Origin of the sequence: Jatrophihabitans cynanchi, from assembly GCF_027247405.1 — a bacterium.
Classification (GTDB): Bacteria; Actinomycetota; Actinomycetes; order Mycobacteriales; family Jatrophihabitantaceae; genus Jatrophihabitans_B; species Jatrophihabitans_B cynanchi.
Window position 1 is genome coordinate 2908491 of the sequence record NZ_CP097463.1, and the last position, 18017, is coordinate 2926507.

23 protein-coding genes are annotated in these 18017 nt (G+C 71.2%); 7 read left to right on the plus strand and 16 right to left on the minus strand.

From position 1 onward, the window contains the following. Positions 1-44 precede the first annotated feature (44 nt). Complete coding sequence (locus M6B22_RS14215) at positions 45-1406, plus strand: IS256 family transposase (RefSeq protein ID WP_407935646.1); 1362 nt, start codon at positions 45-47, stop codon at positions 1404-1406. Between the two features lie 18 nt (positions 1407-1424). On the opposite strand, the gene M6B22_RS14220 is transcribed toward M6B22_RS14215, so the two are convergent. The 12 genes from M6B22_RS14220 to M6B22_RS14275 form a co-directional block, all read right to left on the minus strand. Continuing rightward, positions 1425-1715 (minus strand): hypothetical protein, encoded by a 291-nt coding sequence (locus tag M6B22_RS14220; RefSeq protein ID WP_269442217.1) that lies wholly within the window; start codon positions 1713-1715, stop codon positions 1425-1427. Next, entirely contained in the window at positions 1712-2158 is a 447-nt protein-coding gene (locus M6B22_RS14225; RefSeq protein WP_269442218.1) for a hypothetical protein, read from the minus strand. The genes M6B22_RS14220 and M6B22_RS14225 overlap by 4 nt, the downstream gene beginning before the upstream one ends. A 22-nt stretch (positions 2159-2180) precedes the next feature. After that, complete coding sequence (locus M6B22_RS14230; protein WP_269442219.1) at positions 2181-3026, minus strand: DUF222 domain-containing protein; 846 nt, start codon at positions 3024-3026, stop codon at positions 2181-2183. 451 nt (positions 3027-3477) lie between these two features. Continuing rightward, positions 3478-4017 carry a DinB family protein gene (locus tag M6B22_RS14235; protein ID WP_269442220.1) on the minus strand — a complete coding sequence of 180 codons (540 nt, stop codon included), beginning with the start codon at positions 4015-4017 and terminating at the stop codon, positions 3478-3480. Next, a complete protein-coding gene (locus M6B22_RS14240; protein ID WP_269442221.1) occupies positions 4014-4763 on the minus strand; it encodes a LolA-like protein in 750 nt (249 codons plus the stop codon). The genes M6B22_RS14235 and M6B22_RS14240 overlap by 4 nt, the downstream gene beginning before the upstream one ends. A gap of 12 nt (positions 4764-4775) precedes the next feature. After that, complete coding sequence (locus M6B22_RS14245) at positions 4776-5396, minus strand: TetR/AcrR family transcriptional regulator (protein WP_269442222.1); 621 nt, start codon at positions 5394-5396, stop codon at positions 4776-4778. 60 nt (positions 5397-5456) lie between these two features. Then, a complete protein-coding gene (locus tag M6B22_RS14250) occupies positions 5457-5975 on the minus strand; it encodes a GNAT family N-acetyltransferase (RefSeq protein WP_269442223.1) in 519 nt (172 codons plus the stop codon). Positions 5976-5997: 22 nt separating this feature from the next. Next, positions 5998-6597, minus strand: coding sequence for a GNAT family N-acetyltransferase (locus M6B22_RS14255; RefSeq protein WP_269442224.1), 600 nt, complete (start codon positions 6595-6597; stop codon positions 5998-6000). Between the two features lie 114 nt (positions 6598-6711). Then, the gene (locus tag M6B22_RS14260; protein ID WP_269442225.1) at positions 6712-8361 is read right to left on the minus strand and encodes a DNA repair helicase XPB; all 1650 of its coding nucleotides are present in this window, start codon (positions 8359-8361) and stop codon (positions 6712-6714) included. A gap of 72 nt (positions 8362-8433) precedes the next feature. Then, complete coding sequence (locus M6B22_RS14265; protein WP_269442226.1) at positions 8434-10836, minus strand: helicase-associated domain-containing protein; 2403 nt, start codon at positions 10834-10836, stop codon at positions 8434-8436. A gap of 105 nt (positions 10837-10941) precedes the next feature. Further along, a complete protein-coding gene (locus tag M6B22_RS14270) occupies positions 10942-11079 on the minus strand; it encodes a hypothetical protein (protein WP_269442227.1) in 138 nt (45 codons plus the stop codon). A gap of 102 nt (positions 11080-11181) precedes the next feature. Then, positions 11182-11430 (minus strand): hypothetical protein, encoded by a 249-nt coding sequence (locus M6B22_RS14275; RefSeq protein ID WP_269442228.1) that lies wholly within the window; start codon positions 11428-11430, stop codon positions 11182-11184. Positions 11431-11561: 131 nt separating this feature from the next. Here M6B22_RS14275 and M6B22_RS22230 point away from each other — a divergent pair, with 131 nt between their 5' ends. The 6 genes from M6B22_RS22230 to M6B22_RS14305 all read left to right on the plus strand — a co-directional run bounded on the left by M6B22_RS22230 (position 11562) and on the right by M6B22_RS14305 (position 14263). Beyond that, entirely contained in the window at positions 11562-11954 is a 393-nt protein-coding gene (locus M6B22_RS22230) for a cold-shock protein (protein WP_269442229.1), read from the plus strand. Between the two features lie 34 nt (positions 11955-11988). Further along, positions 11989-12255 (plus strand): hypothetical protein, encoded by a 267-nt coding sequence (locus M6B22_RS14285; RefSeq protein WP_269442230.1) that lies wholly within the window; start codon positions 11989-11991, stop codon positions 12253-12255. Between the two features lie 203 nt (positions 12256-12458). Beyond that, a complete protein-coding gene (locus M6B22_RS14290) occupies positions 12459-12941 on the plus strand; it encodes a hypothetical protein (protein WP_269442231.1) in 483 nt (160 codons plus the stop codon). Continuing rightward, positions 12932-13774 (plus strand): DUF4232 domain-containing protein, encoded by an 843-nt coding sequence (locus M6B22_RS14295; protein WP_269442232.1) that lies wholly within the window; start codon positions 12932-12934, stop codon positions 13772-13774. The genes M6B22_RS14290 and M6B22_RS14295 overlap by 10 nt, the downstream gene beginning before the upstream one ends. Continuing rightward, entirely contained in the window at positions 13771-13929 is a 159-nt protein-coding gene (locus M6B22_RS14300) for a hypothetical protein (protein WP_269442233.1), read from the plus strand. Before M6B22_RS14295 ends, M6B22_RS14300 begins: the two co-directional genes overlap by 4 nt. A 61-nt stretch (positions 13930-13990) precedes the next feature. Continuing rightward, complete coding sequence (locus tag M6B22_RS14305; RefSeq protein ID WP_269442234.1) at positions 13991-14263, plus strand: MafI family immunity protein; 273 nt, start codon at positions 13991-13993, stop codon at positions 14261-14263. 135 nt (positions 14264-14398) lie between these two features. Here the strand turns inward: M6B22_RS14305 and M6B22_RS14310 are convergent, their stop codons facing one another. Genes M6B22_RS14310 through M6B22_RS14325 form a run of 4 tightly spaced genes read right to left on the minus strand, consistent with a single transcriptional unit; the run spans position 14399 to position 18000 of the window. Next, complete coding sequence (locus tag M6B22_RS14310; RefSeq protein ID WP_269442235.1) at positions 14399-15217, minus strand: 1,4-dihydroxy-6-naphthoate synthase; 819 nt, start codon at positions 15215-15217, stop codon at positions 14399-14401. Then, a complete protein-coding gene (gene mqnB, locus M6B22_RS14315; RefSeq protein ID WP_269442236.1) occupies positions 15214-15834 on the minus strand; it encodes a futalosine hydrolase in 621 nt (206 codons plus the stop codon). Before mqnB ends, M6B22_RS14310 begins: the two co-directional genes overlap by 4 nt. Beyond that, positions 15831-16286 carry a DUF2771 family protein gene (locus M6B22_RS14320; RefSeq protein WP_269442237.1) on the minus strand — a complete coding sequence of 152 codons (456 nt, stop codon included), beginning with the start codon at positions 16284-16286 and terminating at the stop codon, positions 15831-15833. The genes mqnB and M6B22_RS14320 overlap by 4 nt, the downstream gene beginning before the upstream one ends. Before the next feature lie 7 nt (positions 16287-16293). Beyond that, complete coding sequence (locus M6B22_RS14325) at positions 16294-18000, minus strand: MFS transporter (RefSeq protein WP_269442238.1); 1707 nt, start codon at positions 17998-18000, stop codon at positions 16294-16296. Between the last annotated feature and the right edge of the window lie 17 nt (positions 18001-18017).

Below are 18017 nucleotides of genomic sequence, written 5' to 3' on the forward strand. Positions count from 1 at the left end.
CGTCGGCGGTGGCCGATCAGCTGGTGTCGGCGACACTGGAGGACATGGCCAAGCGCAGCCGCAAGGACGAGCCGGTGCCACCGGCGCGGGTGGCGGCGCGCAAGCTGGTGGCCGAGATGGCCGGGCAGGGCTGGCTGGACGATCTGATGTCGAAGGTCGGTGACGACGGTGTCGCGTTGACCGGCGACGGCGGGTTCCTGCCGGAGATGATCAAGGCGGTGCTCGAGCGTGGACTCGAGGCCGAGCTCACCGATCACTTGGGCTACGAGCGTGGTGACCCGGCCGGGGCCGGGTCTGGCAACTCCCGTAACGGGTCGACGCCGAAGACGTTGTTGACCGAGGTCGGGCCGGTCGATCTGGACACGCCGCGGGATCGGGTCGGCAGCTTCACGCCCCGGCTGGTACCGAAGGGGACCCGCCGCCTCGGCGGCCTGTCGGACATGATCATCAGCCTCTATGCCGGTGGGATGACGGTGCGCGACATCGGCCACCACCTGCAGCGGGTCTATGGCACCGAGCTGTCCCATGACACGATCTCCAAGATCACCGACGAGGTCCTCGAAGAGGTCAAGGCCTGGCAGACCCGTCCCCTGGACGCGGTCTATCCGGTGATCTTCATCGACGCCCTGGTGGTGAAGGTCCGCGACCAGAACGTAGTGCGCAACAAGGCCTGTCACGTGGTGATCGGCGTCGATACCGACGGCGTGAAGCACGTGCTGGGCTTGTGGGTTCAGCAGCAAGAAGGCGCTCGGTTCTGGAACCAGGTGCTCGGCGAGCTGCGCAACCGCGGAGTGCGCGACGTGCTGATCGCCTGCTGCGACGGCCTGGTCGGGCTGCCAGAGGCGGTCGAGTCGACCTGGCCGCAGACAGTGGTGCAGACCTGCGTGGTCCACCTGATTCGCGCCTCGCTGCGTTACGTGTCCTACAACGACCGCAAGGCCGTCGCTGCGGCGCTCAAGCCGATCTACACCGCGGTCAACGCCGACGCCGCCTTCGACGAGCTCACCACGTTCGCCGACTCCGAACTCGGCAAGAAGTACGGCGCCACCGTCGCAGCGTGGGAACGAGCCTGGGACCGGTTCGTGCCGTTCCTGGCCTTCCCACTGGAGGTTCGCAAGGTCATCTACACCACCAACTCGATCGAGTCGTTGAACTACCAGCTCCGCAAGATCATCAAGAACCGTGGCCAGTTCCCCAATGACGACGCCATCATCAAGCTCATCTGGCTGGCCATCCTCGACATCGAAGACAAGCGCGCCGCTCTGCGAGAGAAGGACAAAGGCAAGCCGGCGAACAAGCGCACCGCCCCGCCCCGCCTGATCGAAGGCGCCACCACCACCGGCTGGCGCGCCGCCATCAACGCCCTCGACCTGGCCTACCCCGGCCGGCTCCCCGCCGGCCTCTAACCCAACGATCTTGACCACTTACACAGAAGACTTGACAGGCTCCAGGTAGCGGCCCTCGTCCAGTTCCCGCGCCCAGATCTGCCCGATCGACAGGTCCGCGTAGACCGGGCTGTTGATCAGCGTGAGCACCGCCGCCCGCTCAGCCACCGTCAGGGCCTGACCGTTGTCCGGCACCGCCCGCGCCGGCCGCGGGCCATGAACCGGTCCGCGGGCGTGCCGGTAGTGCGTCGCGCGGGACCGGCCGACAAGCACGCACGCCTTCTTGATCGATACCTCGGCGCTACGGAGTTCGGCGAACGCGGTGTTCATCGCCTCCTCGACGAGCTCGTCGTGCCCGTGCTCTCGGAGACGGTCTCCAAGAGCCCTTGCAGTTTTCCCATGATCTCCACCACCGCCTGCGACTTGGCCAACTCACGGGCCAACCGCTGGTTCTCCGCCCGCAGCCGGCCCGGATCATCCTTGCCACCCGAGCCGGTCACCCGGTGCGCCCGCCGCGGCGCTGACGCCCCGCTGGCCAACGCGTCTCGGGCCACCATCCACTTCTGCACGTGCGACTGGTACAGGCCCTCACGGCGCAGCACCGCGGCCTTCAGCCCGTGCGGCGCCGCCTCGTACTCGGCCACCACCCGCGCCCGATACTCCGCGGTGAACGAACGCCGGAACGGACGCGCCGCCGGATCAACCGCCGCTTCTGCCGGACCAGCCGCCGGATGATCAGCACCACCAGGAAGGGCCGGAATGTTGCTACTCACGAGACGATCTCCTGTCGTGCCCTCACCGGTGGCCCGGGGCTCCGGGGTGTCTCAACACAGCCTGACAGGGAGGGGCGCGGGCGGTGAGTTTGAGCGCCTCCAGGAGCGCGTCGTGGCGCCGTTGCGGCGCAGTCCGGGGGTCCTTCCCGCCATCGGCGGCAGGCTTGGGTTTGGCGAGCGTGTCGAACACTGTGCGCAGCCACTCGGTGAGTTCGGCGGTGCAGTTGCCGCTCAACCGGCCGGACCCGTCGGGGCGGATGGCGAGGGTGACTTCGCGTTGGCGTTGCCGCTGGGTTTCTTGGGTGAGTAGCCCGTCCGGGTCCAGTAGCGCGGTGACGTGCCGGGTCAGGGTGCGTAGTTGGTCCAGGTCCAGCTCGCCGGCCTGCTTCGTGAGGGTGTGTTCCAGGTCCCGGTCGACCTCGGCCCGTACCGCGTCGGGGAGTTGTTCGATGGTGTGCACGATCAGCCGGGCTGCGGGTTCGGACACCTGACCGGCGGCTTGCGCCGCGGCCAGGACCGGGTAGACGGGTTCGAGGGGTTCCCCGAGCAGGGTGCGGCGCGGTCCGAGTGCTTCGGCCGCGACGACGCGGGCTTTGGCCGCACCGATGCCGGCCCGCAGCACGCTGCGCGCCAGTGTCGTCATCGAACGCTCGCCGAGGGTGTGCGGGACGTTGCGGGTCTGCAACTGGGCGATGAGGGCGTGATCGATCGGGGCGAGGGTGCGGCGCCGGTGTTCCAGTTCGCGCCACAGGGCCAGGACTTCGCTGTCGCTGTGAGCGTCCAGCACCAGGGTGTTCAGCCGCTGCAACACGGTGTCGAGCTCGGCCAGCACGGTGCCGGCTTCCGGGTTAACCTGACTGCCGAACATGCTAGCGATAATAGCAGGTATGACCGACAGATTCCACCCGAAACAAGGCGATACTCGAGATTTCTCGACCAATTCCGGGCGATCGGAACACGCGAGGCGGGAGGGGACCACAACGGGTGCAAACCCAGCAGCCCAGCGCGAAGGCGACCGGCAGCGACAGCCGAAACGGCCGCAACCGCCGTCGGTGCGCCCTTCACCACGTTCGGAGGCGACTCGGCAGCGCGAGCCGACCGGAGGCGAACCGTCCCCATCGATGCGCCTTTCACCACGCGCGAACGCGACCCGGCAGTGCGAGCCAGGCACGAGCCGAACCACCACCGTCGCTGCGTTCTTTATCAGTGCCAGAGAGCGACCCGACAGCCGAGCGGGCATGAAATCTCCCATTGCGGCGGCTTTCACCGATAGCGCAGCGTGACGTGGCATCGCCGGCCGAGCAGGAGTTCGCGATCAGCTAATGGATCGGCCGGCCGATGTCGTGTGCGTGATGCACGAGGTCATGGGCGAAGTAGCGGCCCAGCGTGTCGACCGTGAACACCGAACCGTTCGATCGCCGTCCCGGCCGGTCCCAGGCGCCGCCGGGCACAGACGCGAACGCCGTCGCGATGGCCGAGGCGGCGTCGGTCAACTCCTCGGAGACGACCGCCGGCTGCTGCGTCCAGTACCGGTCCGCCAGCGCCGTCTCGTCCTGGTCCCAGTTCGCGAACTGCGGATCGTCCTCGGCCAGCATGAGCGCGAGCCGTTCGCCGAACCGCGTGCACACGTCGCGCACGTGGCAGCCGTACTCGAGTGGCGACCAGACGTCCGGTGCCGGGCGCTGCGCCGCGTTGTCGGCCGCGAGCGCCGCGCGGAACGAAGCTGCGGACCGCTGCACGAGGGCCGCAAGCTCGGTCCGCAGCAGCGTGCTGGCGTCGAAGCCGCACTCCGGGCACGGTCGTTCGAGCACCCAGGTCCAGTCCTTGTCATCGGGCGACGGGACCGCGGGCGCGATCATCTCGAACTCACATCGGCCGGCGGCGGTGCGGTGATCGTCAGCGGCGCGTCGAACCTGCTGATCGCGACGGTCACCGGAAGCGCCGTGCCGCCGAGCGCGATGTGCAGCGTGAACTTGACCGGGCGGTCGCTGCCGTCCAGCCACAGGTCGACCGGGATGCTGGTGCTGCCGAGCGTCTTCAACAGTCCGTCGAGCGTGCTGTTGCCGGTGCCCTTCTGCGGGTTCAGCTTCATCGTGTAGCGCGTGGCGTCCACGCCGCCCACCCGGTCGCTGCCGACCTCACGCACGTCCGCGGCCGAGCGCACCAGCCCGCTGACCACCGACAGCGAGGTCGTCACGTCGGACACGCTCACGGTGGTGGCCAGCGATTCGGAGATCGCGTTGTTGCTGCCCGCGTCGACCGCGACCCATGGTCTACCGCTGTCGTTCGCCGCGGTCGGGATCTTCGCGTAACTGCTCCCGCCCACGGTCACCACCTCGACCTGCAGCCCGGACTGCGTCAGGTGCACGTCCGTCGCGGTCGACCTGCTGCCGGCCAGTTGGACGTCCGCCGTGCTCTTGCCGCCGAGGGCGCCCGCGTCGATGTCCAGATGCGCCGACGTCAGCGAGGTCAGCGCGGTGTCCAGGCGGCTCGCGAGAGCAGCGGCCGCCACGCTCTTGCCGGAATCCACCCCGGACGAGGACGACGAGCAGCCGGCCAGCACCGCGGGCAGCAGGGCGGCGGCGAGCAGGCGGCGCGCGATCACCGCGACAACCTACTACCGTGCCGGCCCGACGTCTGCGGTGAGCGAAGCGCCGGCCGGTGCGAGCCCGGCCAGCACGATGTCGAGGGTGCGGCGCCACTGGTCCGGCCGGGCCGGCACCCCGACGGTGTGTTCGGCGGGCACGGCCGAGGCGAGCGCGAAGGCGACGTCGCGCCAGTCGAGGTCCGCGCGCACGGTGCCGCACTCCTGGGCGTGCCGAACCAGGCGGCGCACGGCCGCGGACAGGCGTAGCACCTGGGCCGTGAGTTCGGGTTGCCGCGGACGCGACAGCGCCTCGTGCAGGCCGCGGCTGGTGCTGAGCAGTTGGACGTACCGGGTCGCGAACGCGTGGAACGCCGCCACCGGATCCGGGTCATGACGACCCGTTTCGGCCAGCGTGGTCAGTTCCGCGACGAGGTCCAGGACGATGGCGGTGAACAGCGCGTCCAGGGACGGAAAGCGCCGGTAGAGCGTGCCCAGCCCCACACCGGCACGGCGCGCAACGTCGCGCGTCGTTGCGGCCAGGCCCTGCTCGTCGAGCGCGGTCCGGGCAGCCAGGAGCAGTCTGTCGGCGTTGCGGCGGGCGTCGGCGCGTGACCGGTCGGCGGCCCGCAACTGCTCTACGGCGCTCGGCACGGGACGGAGTCTAGCCGGGTCGGGGCGTAACCGGGTCGTCTCGTTCCGGTTTCCGGACCACTAACCGGAACAACATGACCCGGATAGACGAGCAGGGCGCAGGGCGAGGACGCACCAGACGATCTCGCCGCGCTCGTCGGTCGTCGTGTGGTCCCGGTCGAAGCCCAGCTTGTCCAGGACGCGGAACGAAGGCGCGTTCCAGGTGCGAACCGTCGCCCACAGCCGCTCCCGGCCGGTCGCGGCGGCGGCGTGCACGACGGCCGCGGCGGCCTCGGTGGCGAATCCGCGGCCGTGCGCGTCGCGGAACAGCTCGTAGGCAAGCTCGGGTTCGGCCGGTGTGGACCGGCCGACGACCAGGCCGCAGTATCCGATCACGGCATCGTCCGGTTTCGGCCGCAGCGCGTACAGCGCGAACCCGTCCGAGGCGTAGCGGTCGCGCTGGAGCTGCAGCCGCCCGGCGATGTCCGCCTCGGTCGGCCTGCCCTCGCCGCGCTCGGTGACGAGAGCCTGGGACGTCGCGATCGGGACGTCGGCCCACGGCGTCAAGGTGAGTCGCTCGGTCTCCAGCCGTTCGGGCATCGGCCGGAACCGACGCGGCGGCTCAGCCAACGACCTGCGCGCTCGGTGCGACCACTTTTCGCATCAGGCAGTGGTTCTTGCCCTTGGCTCGCTCGTACGTGAATCCGGCTCGTTCGAGCATGTCCCGGGTGCCGTTGTAGAGGAACGAGGACGAGACCTTCTTGCCGTCGACGTCGAACGGGTACGCCTCGACCACGCCGCCGCCGGCGGCCGCGATCAGTTCCAGGGCCCCGTCGAGGGCGGCGTTGGCCACGCCCTTGCGGCGATGCCGGCGGTCGACGAACCAGCAGGTCAACCGGTAGTCCGGCCGCGGGGCGCCCTCGAACTCGACCTCCGCCCGGTGCGTGATGCCCGGCAGTTCCTCCGGGCTGCCGAACTGGCACCAGCCGACCGCCGTCTCGCCCTCGAACACGAGCGCCGCGTGCGCCTCACCCGCCCGCACCAGGTGCTCCTTGTAGCCACGCCAGTCGCCGCCGCCACACTCACGCCGCTCGGCCATGGTCGCGTTGTGGAACCAGCAACACCAGCAGCCGCCCATCCCGGCACCGTTGTTCCGTTCGCACAGCGCGGCGAACGCGTCCCACGTCCGGCTGCTCAACGCCCGGATCTCATAGCCGCTCATCTGCCGTCTCCCACCGTGCGGGTGGCCTACCGGCAGAGCATCGCACAGCCTGCCGACACCTGTGGCGGCGTAGTCCAGACCGGCTCGACGACGACCCCGATGGTGTCTGCAGCGCTACAGCGGTCTCAAGAGATCGTCGGCGTCGACGATCGTGTACGCGTAGCCCTGTTCGGCCAGGAAGCGTTGGCGGTGCGCGGCGTACTCGGCGTCCAGGGTGTCCCGCGCGATGACCGTGTAGAAGTGCGCCTGCCGCCCGTCGTGCTTGGGCCGCAGCACCCGGCCGAGCCGCTGTGCCTCCTCCTGCCGCGAGCCGAAGGTGCCGGAGATCTGCACCGCGACGGCCGCCTCGGGCAGGTCGATCGAGAAGTTGGCCACCTTGGACACGACCAGCACCCGCTCCTCGCCGTGGCGAAACGCGTCGAACAGCCGTTCGCGCTCCTTGTTCGTGGTCGAGCCCTGGATGATCGGCGCACCGTCGAGCTCGGCGGAGATGTCGTCGAGCTGGTCCAGGTACGCGCCGATGACCAGCACCTGATCGTCCGGGTGCTGCTCGACGATGGTCCTGATCACCGGCAGCTTGGTGCGTGCGGTCGCGGCCAGCTTGTAGCGGTCCTCCGGCTCGGCCGTCGCGTACGCCATCCGCTCCGCGTCGGTCAGCGTGACGCGGACCTCGGTGCAGTCGGCCGGCGCGATCCAGCCCTGGTTCTCGATGTCCTTCCACGGCGCGTCGTAGCGCTTGGGCCCGATGAGGGAGAAGACGTCGCCCTCGCGGCCGTCCTCGCGGATCAGCGTTGCGGTCAGCCCCAGCCGGCGCCGCGACTGCAGGTCGGCGGTGAGCCGGAAGATCGGCGCGGGCAGCAGGTGCACCTCGTCGTAGATGATCAGGCCCCAGTCGCGCGAGTCGAACAGCTCCAGGTGCCGGTACTCGCCCTTTCGCCGGGTCGTCATCACCTGGTACGTGGCGATGGTGACCGGCCGGATCTCCTTCTTCTCGCCGCTGTACTCGCCGATCTCCTCCTCGGTGAGCGAGGTGCGGGCGAGCAGTTCGCGCTTCCACTGGCGGCCCGCGACGGTGTTCGTGACCAGGATCAGCGTGGTCGCCTTGGCGCGCGCCATCGCCGCCGCGCCGACCAGCGTCTTGCCGGCGCCGCAGGGCAGCACGACCACGCCGGAGCCGCCGGCCCAGAACATGTCGGCCGCCTGCTGCTGGTAGTCGCGCAGCGTCCAGCCTTCGGCGCGCAGCTCGATCGGGTGCGCCTCGCCGTCGACGTACCCGGCGAGGTCCTCGGCCGGCCAGCCGACCTTGAGCAGCGCCTGCTTGAGCCGGCCCCGCTCGGACGGGTGCACAAGCACCGTGTCCGGGTCGACGCGATCGCCCAGCATCGGCGCGATCTTCTTCTGCCGCAGCACCTCTTCGAGCACGGCGCGGTCCAGCGAGACGAGGACGAGGCCGTGCGTCGGGTGCTTGACCAGCTGCAGCCGGCCGTAGCGGTCCATCGTGTCGGCGACGTCGACCAGCAGCGCGTGCGGGACGGCATAGCGGCTGAACCGGACCAGCGCGTCGACGACCTGCTCGGCGTCGTGGCCCGCGGCTCGCGCGTTCCACAGCCCCAGCGGGGTGAGCCGGTAGGTGTGCACGTGTTCGGGGGAGCGTTCGAGTTCGGCGAACGGCGCGATCGCCGCGCGCGCCTCGGCGGACTGCGGGTGCTCGACCTCGAGCAGCAGGGTCTTGTCGGACTGGACGATCAACGGGCCGTCGGTCACATCGCTCCCGGGAAAAATGGCGGACTCACCAGTATCGCAACCGGGCGCAAGTGGTGCCGATTCCGTGCACTCTCACGCCGGGTCGTCGAACGGGGGAGCGTCGCACGGGGGATCCTCGAGCTGCGGATCCTCGGCCAGCACGCTCACCGCGATCAGCCGGTGCAGCGGGAAGGACTGCAGCCGCTGCGACGCCGGCTCGTGCCCGCGCACGAAGCCGCCGGCCATCGAGATCGGGACGATCGTGTGCCGGCTGGCGGTTCCGTCCGGTTCGGCGCAGTTGATCAGCACCTGCCGGCCGGCCCGGATCGCGTCCCGCAGCGTGCCCATCGTCGCTGCGGACGTCACGCCCGGAATCTGCTGGGTGATCGGCTGGACGCGCCGGCTGAGTGTCGTCAGGTCGTCGCCGGCGCGGATGCGGCGCACCAGGTCAGCCAGTTGCGGGCCGCCGGTGAGCGCCTGGCGGGTGCGGGCGGGCCGGGCCGCGGGACGGGACGGGGCGCGGGCGCTGTCGGCGCCGAGCGCGATCACCGCGCCGTCCGGCGCCTCGGCGGCCGGGGCGTAGCCGGTCTCGCGCAGCACCTCGAGCAGCCGGGCGACCGGCGCGCTGGACACGGCGACGGTCGGCGCGAGCCGGCGCAGCCCCAGTGGGGCGACATCGCGATCGGCCAGCACCCGGGCGAGCAGCGACTCGTCGTCGCAGCGCAGGTACGCGCCGGCCACACCGGCGCGCAACGCGCCGTGCCGGCGTCCGACGTCGTCGATCAGGTAGCCCAGCGCCTGCGGCACCGGCGTCCGGGAGCGCTCGGAAACGAAGTGGCGCAGTTCGGCCGCGCTGCGTCCGGCGTCGAGCGCACGGCGCACCGTGGCCTCGCTCACCCGGTAGACGCTGGCGCCGCCGGAGGACTCCAGGTCGGCGAGCAGCGCCAGGTCACGCGCCAGCTCCGGCGTCGGCGGGCCGGGTACCACCATGGTCAGGTCCGGTTGCAGCAGGAAGTGGTCCACGGGGTCGGGCAGCGCGCCCGCGAGCACCTGCTCGGCCACCGTGCGCGAGCCGTCCAGCAGGGTGCGGCTGTAGCCGGTGAGGCCGCCGGCCGCGGTGATCCCCAGCGTGTCCGCCTCGGCGAGGATCGCCGCTGCGAGCGGGCGCTGCGCGCCGGCACGCCGCGGTGCGTGCCACGCGAGCGCGTCGAGCACCGCGCCACGATCGAGCGGCGACGCGCCGGGTGGCAGGCCGGCGAGGGTGGCGAGCAGTTGGCCGCGCAGCGCGGGGATGGTGCCGCGTTCGGCGTCCGGCCCGAGCACGGCGATGATCCGGTCACGCTCGCCGCGCTGGCTGACCATGCTCGGCTGCCGGGTCATCGCCAGCCAGGCCGAGGCGAGCTCGGCCCACCGGGTGGCGGGCGGGCGGCGCAGCCAGGTGTCGTACTCGGCGGTGGGCAGGTAGGCCGACTCCAGCTCGTGGGTGGCGTTGATCAGCCCGGCCGCGGCCGCCGTCTCGGCGATCAGGGCCACGACGTCCTCGCCGACGCCCAGGTCCTTGGCGGTGCGGCGCAGGTCGCGTACCCCCACGCCTCCGGCGCGCAACTGACCGGGCGGTTGGGCGGCCCAGTTCTCGGCCAGCGCCTCGACCAGGCGCAACGCCTCCAGGACCGCGGTGCCGCCGGCGCGATCCAGCTCGTCCGGGGCGCGCTCGCGGACCGGCACAGGTGGCGGCTCGGTCCGGATCGTGCCCAGCGGTGCCCCGCGCAGGGCCACGCCGACCTCGCGCGGCAGCTCCACGGTCTGCGGGCCGACAGGCACCAGCAGGCCGCGACTCACCAGGCGGTGGGGTGCGGCCGGCGCGGCGCCGGCCCGCGGCGAGTTGCGCAGCGACCCGACCGGCGGGCCTTGCGCGAGCCGGTCGAGCACGTCGCGCTCCTCGCCGTCGCAGGCGTCGATCAGCTCGCGCACCCGGGCCGGATCGGCCAGGACGGCAGCGACCGCCTTGCCGGCGCGTGGCTGCCCCGCGGGGGGCAGCCCCAGCGCGCGCAGCACCGGGGCCAGTTGCACGTCGGGGACGGCGCGCAGCAGCACGTCTGCGGGGCGGCCCAGGCCGGCCGGGTGCGCGCCGACGCTGTCGGCGACCCCGGCCACCAGGTGCGCGGTGGGCGCGCCCCAGAGCAGTCCGAGGTCGCGCAGGTCGTCCACCGCGCGTTCGAAGTCCGCTGCGGGCAGCTCACCCAGCAGCTCCGCGGCAGCCTGCAGGCGCACCCGCCCGTCGGACGCGGCGGCCAGGCTCAGCGCCTCGAGCACCCGCAGGCTGAGCTCGTCCAGGGCATCGACCGCGCGCTGCACCGAGGTCCGGACCGACAGCCGGCTGGCGAGCGCCGGCAGGTCCGCCGGTGCGGGCAGCGCCAGGTCGGGGCGGCGGCGCAGCAGCTCGGCCAGCTGTGCGTCATCGCGCCCGCGCAGCCAGTCCGTGAGGGTCGTGGCCACCCCCTCCTGGGCGTGCGCCGCACCGTCCTGCTGGGTGTGCGCTGCACCGTCGGTCCGCGACGCGCCGTCGGGACGGCTGGACTGCTCAGGGACTTCGGCCGTGGCTCAGCGCCCTTCCGCGAGGTGCGGACGGTCCGCGGGGCTCGGGTGCTCGTAACGGATCTTGTCCAGCGGCAGCGGGAACTCCAGGTCCGGACCGAACGGCGACATCGATCCGGCCTTGTCCGACGCCAGTTCGTTCACGTGGAAATCGTCGGAGTGAGTCCGGCCCGAGCGGAACTGCTCGGGGGTGCGCGGCGTACTGCTGGCCATGGTCGCCCTCTCACTCGGCACGGGTGCAGTTGTTCAGTGTGCCATGTGGCCCAGTTCGCGCGCGGCGGCCCGCTGCTCCTCGCGCCCGGCACGCAGGCCGCCCCAGACGGCCACGGCGAAGCCGAGCGGTGCCAGCAGGCAGGCCAGGTTGAGCCACAGCGGGCGGTCGTGGACGTCCAGGAAGAACGGCAGCACGTCGATCGCGATGAACACCAGGCCGGCTGCGAACAGGACGAGCCCGATGCGCACGGGGCGGGAAGCGGGCAGGACGGGTTGGCGCACGCCTTCAGTATCCCTGTGCTTGTTCGGCCCCCGGCAAGTAGCCTGTAGCTGAAGGCACCGCGTGCGTGCGGTGCCTTCACCTGCGTTCGATCCGGACGTGCGGCGATGCGTTGCGACCCGAGGAGTACCCGGTGCCTACCGGCAAGGTGAAGTTCTTCAGTGCGGAGAAGGGGTTCGGCTTCCTCTCCTACGACGAGTCCGCCACGGGCGAGGACGTCTTCGTGCACCGTGACGCCCTGCCCGCCGGTGTCACCGAGCTCAAGCCTGGTCAGCGCGTCGAGTTCGGCATCGTCTCCGGTCGCAAGGGCAACCAGGCGATGCAGGTACGGCTGCTCGACCCGGTGCCGTCGGTCGCCCGCGCTGCGCGCAAGCCGGCCGAGGAGATGGCCCCGCTCGTCGAGGACCTGATCAAGCTGCTGGACAGCGTGTCCAACTCGCTGCGCCGCGGTCGCTACCCCGACCGCGCCGAGGCCCGCAAGGTCGCCGGCCTGCTGCGTGCCTTCGCCGACAACCTGGACGCCTAGGCCTTTCGCGCGCGGTCGCCGCGGGAGCACGCTCGTGTTGCTGGAGGGCGGTGTGAGCACAGATCGTGAGCGAGTACCTGACGGCGACCGGCAGACCGTGATCGAGCGGGATGGTGTCGCGCGCCGTCGTGCCCGCGATTTCGACGGCCTCACGGTGGCCGAGGCCGAGCGACTTGCCGAATCGCTTGGGCTCACGTTGCGCGTCATCGCGCCCGGGCAATGGCGGACCGATGACTACCGTCTCGGTCGCGTCACGGCGCAGCTGAAGGACGGGCGGCTCACCGACGCGAGCGCCGGCTGACAAGCCGGAGCCGACCAGTACCGAGTCGGCGCTGTTCGTCCGCGACTCTGCCGCACTGACGAGCGGTCGGCGTATCGCGCGGTGGGCACGCGGCCATGCTGGCAACTGGAACATGCGTAAGCCACTCTCATTTCGCTACGGCACGCGCCGACAGCGGCATATCCGGACGTTGCTTGCGGCACGCGCGTGACACCGTGTACTGCATGAAACACATCATCGACCGCCACGCCGCAGCTGATGAGATCCGCAGCCGCCTGGATTCATGGCGGGCAAAGGGATTCGTCGTTGATCCTGTGACCTGGGCCGACGGCCAGACGACCGTTAACCCGATCACCACCGACCGGAATGCTGTTCGGGGCGACTACTCGGTCGGCGTGAAGGCCCGCCGCGACGGCGCCGAGGCACAGGTCGTTCTGTACAGTGGCGGCTGGTGCGACCTGTCGTTCTGGTCCGGCAACCCAGAGGACGACCCGGTCGACGAAGCACCGGGCTGGGAAGACCGGCTCGACCTTGAAGGGTTCGCCCGGGTCCTGGACCGATTCGAGAGGACGCTTCTCGGCTCGTTCCGCTCTAGCCAGGAGTCAACGACTCCGCTGCCAGCGACTGCGGCGCTCGGCGGCATGTGCGGTCGCTGCTCGGGTGCAACATCGCAGAGGTCCAGTGCTGTCATAGGGACGTGCGGCTAGTCGAAGCCAAGCGGTTCGCTCTGACGGCGGTCGGATTCATTGCCGTTGCCGGGGCCGCCTGCGGCTGCGCTAGCTCGGCGACGGCCGGACGCGTCGGTGACCAGCCCGGTTCCGGTGTTCCCCAGACGTCGGCAACGACTCTGGTTCCCTGGATCGATGCTCCGCCGCCGCCGTACCGGGCGCCCGCGACCTCGACACCGCCAGGTCTGCTGGCGAACGCGCGGCCGTGCCGTGCGGCCGACGTCTCCGCCAAGCCCGAGAAAGGTAGCGGTGCCGGTGGGCATTCGGTGACCTACGTCCGGTTCCGCAACGTGAGCCGGTCGCCGTGCCTGCTGGCGGGCTATCCGGCGGTCACCGCGACCGAACCACACCGAACCGAAGTCGCCGGGACCGACGGCAGCTTCTTCGACATCGGCCGTCCCGCCAACCTGTCACTGGGCGGCAGCAACACGCTGCTGGGACTCGAATCAGACGCCTACTGCGCCGCGAGACCCGGAGGGGGAGGCGGCGGCGCGGACTACCGCTCCTTCGTGATCACGATGCCCGGCGGCGGCGCGGTGTCGATCACCGTGCCGGACCCCGGGCTCGACCTAACGTGCGGCCTTCACCTGACTCACTTCTTCGACCCGGACTATCCGCAGCCGGTGCCGGTCTATCCACTGGACGTGCTCACCGTCCGGCTCGTGCTCCCGGCAACGGGCCGCGCCGGCCACACCCTGCGCTACGAGGTCGACCTGCACAACCCCAGCGGCCAGCCCGTCGACTGGAGCCGTGCCCGGGATACGTCGAGGCGCTCGGCAGCGCCGCGTCGGTCAAGAAGGCGTACGCGTTGAACTGCACCCCTGTGGCCAGCCTCGCGCCGGGCGATACCGCTCGATTCGCGATGGAGTTGCCGGTACCTGCCGGCACGAGCGCCGGGCCGGTTGCGGTCGAGTGGGGCATGAACAGTTCGCAGGCGAACGCAAGGGGAACCGTCCTGATCGCGTGAGTCGATACGACAGTCGCGCGACCATCGGCAAGATCGTGCGCTGGTCTGACACCATCATCTGGTGGATCGCGCCGATTACGAGGACATCGCCGGGCAGCTACGGGGGCTGCTGATCCGACTGGACGATCGGCTGTCGAGTAAGGACGCCGCGCTGATCGCGGAGTTCATTGATGTCGGCGAACCTGGCCTGGCCCTCGAATGGATGGCCGACCAGCTCAGCGAGTACGACCAGCCGCTGGCGTCAGACGAGCGGGTTGACATGCTTGCCCTTGTAGAGCGCATGCAGATGAAGGATCGGGCGTCGCGCGCCTTGGCCTCCTGCCCGGAGACGTAGCGCGGACGCGCGCTCATCGGCATGTTCGGACGGTTCGGTCGCCGAACGGACCGCAGTGCTCGAATAGGACCACCTAGCCGGCGTTGCCGCGAGGCGCGTTCGACTCCCTTGTCCTGCGATCGGCCTGAGCCTGCCTCAGCGCAGTGGCGGGTTGCGCGGCGTCAGGCCGGCCAGGTGGGCGCGGCTGAGCAGGGTGTCTACGGCGGCGTAGCCCTCCTCACCCAGGTCGCGGGTGAACTCGTTGACGTACAGGTCGATGTGCCGGCGCTGCACGTCCGGCGACATCTCGTCGGCGTGCTCGGCGACGTACGCGGCCGACGCGTCCGGGTGCGCCCACGCGTACTCGACGGACGCGCGCAACACCGCGGTCAGCGCGCCCGCGTCCAGGTCGCGGCGGGCCAGGTCGCGGCGGGCCAGGATCGCGCCGAGTGGGATGGGCAGCCCGGTGTCCTGCTCCCACCACTCGCCGAGGTCGACGAGGGACGTCAGCCCGTACTGGCCGTAGGTGAACCGGGCCTCGTGGATCACCAGGCCGGCGTCGTAGGCGCCGTCGCGCACCGCCGGCATGATCTGTGTGAACGGCACGACGTCGATCCGCGCCGGACGGCGCCCGGCGGCCCACAGCCGGAACAGCAGGTACGCGGTCGAGCGCTCCGAGGGCACCGCCACGGTCGCGCCGTCGATAGATTCGCGGCCGTCGCGGGTGAGCACCAGCGGGCCGCAGCCGCGACCCAGCGCACCGCCCGCGGGCAGCAGCGCGTAACGGTCCAGCAGCCAGGGCAGCGCCGCGTACGACACCTTCACCACGTCGAACTCGCCGCGCTCGGCGGCGGTGTTGGTAATGTCGATGTCCGCGTAGGTGACCTCGGTCGGCGGGGCGTCCGGGATCAGCCCGTGCGTCCAGGCGTGGAAGACGAACGTGTCGTTCGGGCAGGGCGAGTAGGCGAGCTTCACGGCACCAATCCTGCCGCGACCGCAGCGACGGCCACGCCCAGGGCACCGAGTGCCTCCGGGATGCGCCAGGCGGAGCGATCGCGGGGCCCGACGGGGTTGCTGATCGCGCGCAGCTCGGCGTAGCGGACGCCGTGCAGCACGGCCGCCGCGGCCACGCCCGCGCCCTCCATGCCCTCGGCGACCGCGTCCGGGAACCGCTCGACCAGCCGGGCGGCGGTGTCGGCGGTGCCGGTGACGGTCGCGACGGTGAGCACGCTGCCGAGGTGCCCGCCGGTGCGGTCGACCAGCTCGACGGCCAGCTTCGGGTCGACGTCGTAGCTGTCGACGCCGAAGCCCGCGACCGACGCCGGGACGTACCCGTCGGCGGTCTGCACGCCCAGATCGGCGAACACGATCCGGGACGCGACCGCGATCTCGCCGATCCCGACCGGCCCGAAGCCGCCGCCGATGCCCGCGCTCAGCACGAGATCGTGGGTGCCAGCGGCAAGCGCGGCCGAGGCGGCGGCCGCGGCGGCGGCCGGCCCGACGCCGCCGACGATCACCGCGACCTCCGGCGACGCGGCGCGGATCGCGGCGCACTCGGCGTCGACGGCGGTGACGACCAGCAGGCGGGTCACGACTTGGTCTGCGACACCTTCACCAGGAAGCTCCACGTGCTGCCGTCGGGCTTGCCGCCGTCGAGCTCGTCCACCCGCACCAGGAACGGGCTGCCGTCGGCGGCGTTGCTCGCCACCCGGTAGGAGTGGCTGTCGGTGATCGGCCCGCTCGCACCGAGCACCTTCGTGATGTCCTGCAGCGAGAGCGCCTGCACCTGCCAGCCGTTGGATTTGACCGCGTTCGGCACGTCGATCAGCAGCTTGTCGTCGGAGCCGAGGGTGAGAGTCGGCAGGTCCAGGGCCTGCTTGCGGCAGTGCTCGGTGTCGAAGCAGTACGTGGACGGGGTGATCCGGACGACCTTCCCGCCGCCGAGCACGCTGACCTCCGGGGCCGGCTTCTGGCACGCCGTCAGCAGCCCGGCCACGGCCAGCGCTCCGACGGCGACGGCGAGCAGGCGGCGGAACCGGGGCATGGTGCTCCTAACGGGGATCGGTGCGCGGCGGCCCCACGCTACCGGGCCGTTGCTGCCGGCCGCGTTCGGATGTGGCCTGCTTCATGGCCCGCTGACGCAGCGTCAGCACGATCGCCACCGCACCCACCAGCACCGCGGCGACCCAGAACCCGATCGCGCCGCCGGAGTGCCTGCTGCTCGGCAACACGACGCCGATGGCGGCACCGACGACCCAGGCCAGCTGCAGGAACGTCTCCGAGCGGGCGAACGCGCTCGAGCGCATCGTCTCGGCGACGTCGCGCTGGATCAGCGCGTCCAGCGCGATCTTGGACAGCGCGTTGACGACTGCGCTGATCAGCATGCCGAGCACCGCGAAGGTGATCGAGAACGTGATCGCGACGATCAGGCAGGCGGCCGCGGCGACGACCGTCGAGAGCAGGATTACCAGCTCCGGCCGCCGCAACTTGATCTTCGTGCCGATCGCGGTGCCCAGGAAGTTGCCCACGCCCGCGGCGATCACCACCGCGCCGAGTTGCAACGCGGCGTCCAGCCCGTGGACCGTCGACTCGACGTAGAACGCCAGGTAGATCGTCAGCAGCCCGGACAGCAGGCGCAGCACCGACTCGCCCTGCAGCGCGGCGACCACGTGCGGGTCGAATCCGCGTTGCGCCCAGGCGATCAGCCGCCCCAGCCGGGGCACCGGTTGCTGCGCGACGGGCCGCGACGGCTGGCTCGGGTGGCGCGGCGCGGCCACCGACGAATCGACCTGGGGCGGCAGCTTGAATGCGAAGAACGCGCACGCGCCGAAGCCGACCGCGGTCACCAGCAGGCCGAGCGTGTACGAGCCGGTGACCTTGATGACGACGCCGACGAACCCGCCCAGCACGATGGTGGAGCCCAGCCCGAAGATCGACAGCCGGGCGTTCGCCTCGGTCAGCTCCATGCCGGGCGGGACGAGGCGCGGCGCCGCGGCCGCGCGCACTACGCCGTACGCCTTGGACAGCACCAGCGACCCGAGCGCGCAGGGGTAGAGGATCAGCAGCTCGCTCGGGTGCCCGGCCATGATCAGCGCGAGGATGCCGCGGCCGACCGCGGTGCCGGCCATCGTCCAGCGCCGGCCGTGCTGGAACCGATCCAGGACGGGCCCGATCACCGGTGCGACGAGCGCGAACGGCGCCATCGTGATCAACAGGTAGAGCAGGACGTTGCCGCGCTGCGCATCGGTCGACGCGCCGAAGAAGACCGTCCCGGCGAGGGCGACCGTGATCATCGCGTCGGTGCCGTAGCTGAGCACCTGGTTCCAGATCAGCGCGGTGAGGCCGGACTCGTTCGCGCCGTCGGCCTTGCTGGCCGAGATCACCTTGCGGGTGATGGTGCGCGCAGCTCGGTTCGTCTGGCTGATCGCCGCGCGAGTGATCGAGAGCGCGGGCGGTCCCGGCTGGCGTGCGGCCGCGTCCGGAGCGTGTCCGTGGTGATAGGTCGGGTTGCCGAAGCCGTCGACCTGGGGTGGCGGGCCGTAGGACGGCGGGGGATAGCCCTGCGGGGGATAGCCCTGCGGGGGATAGCCCGGCGGTGGATGGCCCTGCGGGGGACGCGACGGTTGTGGCGGGGGCGGTTGTGGCGGGACGATGCCGGGTCCGTGACTGGTGTGCCCGGACTTGGAGAACCGCCCGCGCGGCGCGCCGCCCCGGCCCGGGGGGCCCGAGCGCGGGTGCTCGTCGCTGCGACCTGCCACGTGCCCATCCTGCCGCA

Bases quoted from the DNA above. Each gene is read 5' to 3' on its own strand.
- M6B22_RS14250 (WP_269442223.1), bottom strand. From the start codon at position 5,975: ATGCCCGAACGGCTGGAGACCGAGCGACTCACCTTGACGCCGTGGGCC.
- M6B22_RS14320 (WP_269442237.1), bottom strand. From the start codon at position 16,286: ATGCCCCGGTTCCGCCGCCTGCTCGCCGTCGCCGTCGGAGCGCTGGCC.
- M6B22_RS14235 (WP_269442220.1), bottom strand. From the start codon at position 4,017: ATGATCGCGCCCGCGGTCCCGTCGCCCGATGACAAGGACTGGACCTGG.
- M6B22_RS14215 (WP_407935646.1), top strand. From the start codon at position 45: ATGGCCAAGCGCAGCCGCAAGGACGAGCCGGTGCCACCGGCGCGGGTG.
- M6B22_RS14255 (WP_269442224.1), bottom strand. From the start codon at position 6,597: ATGAGCGGCTATGAGATCCGGGCGTTGAGCAGCCGGACGTGGGACGCG.
- M6B22_RS14220 (WP_269442217.1), bottom strand. From the start codon at position 1,715: ATGAACACCGCGTTCGCCGAACTCCGTAGCGCCGAGGTATCGATCAAG.
- M6B22_RS14290 (WP_269442231.1), top strand. From the start codon at position 12,459: ATGAAACACATCATCGACCGCCACGCCGCAGCTGATGAGATCCGCAGC.
- M6B22_RS14230 (WP_269442219.1), bottom strand. From the start codon at position 3,026: ATGTTCGGCAGTCAGGTTAACCCGGAAGCCGGCACCGTGCTGGCCGAG.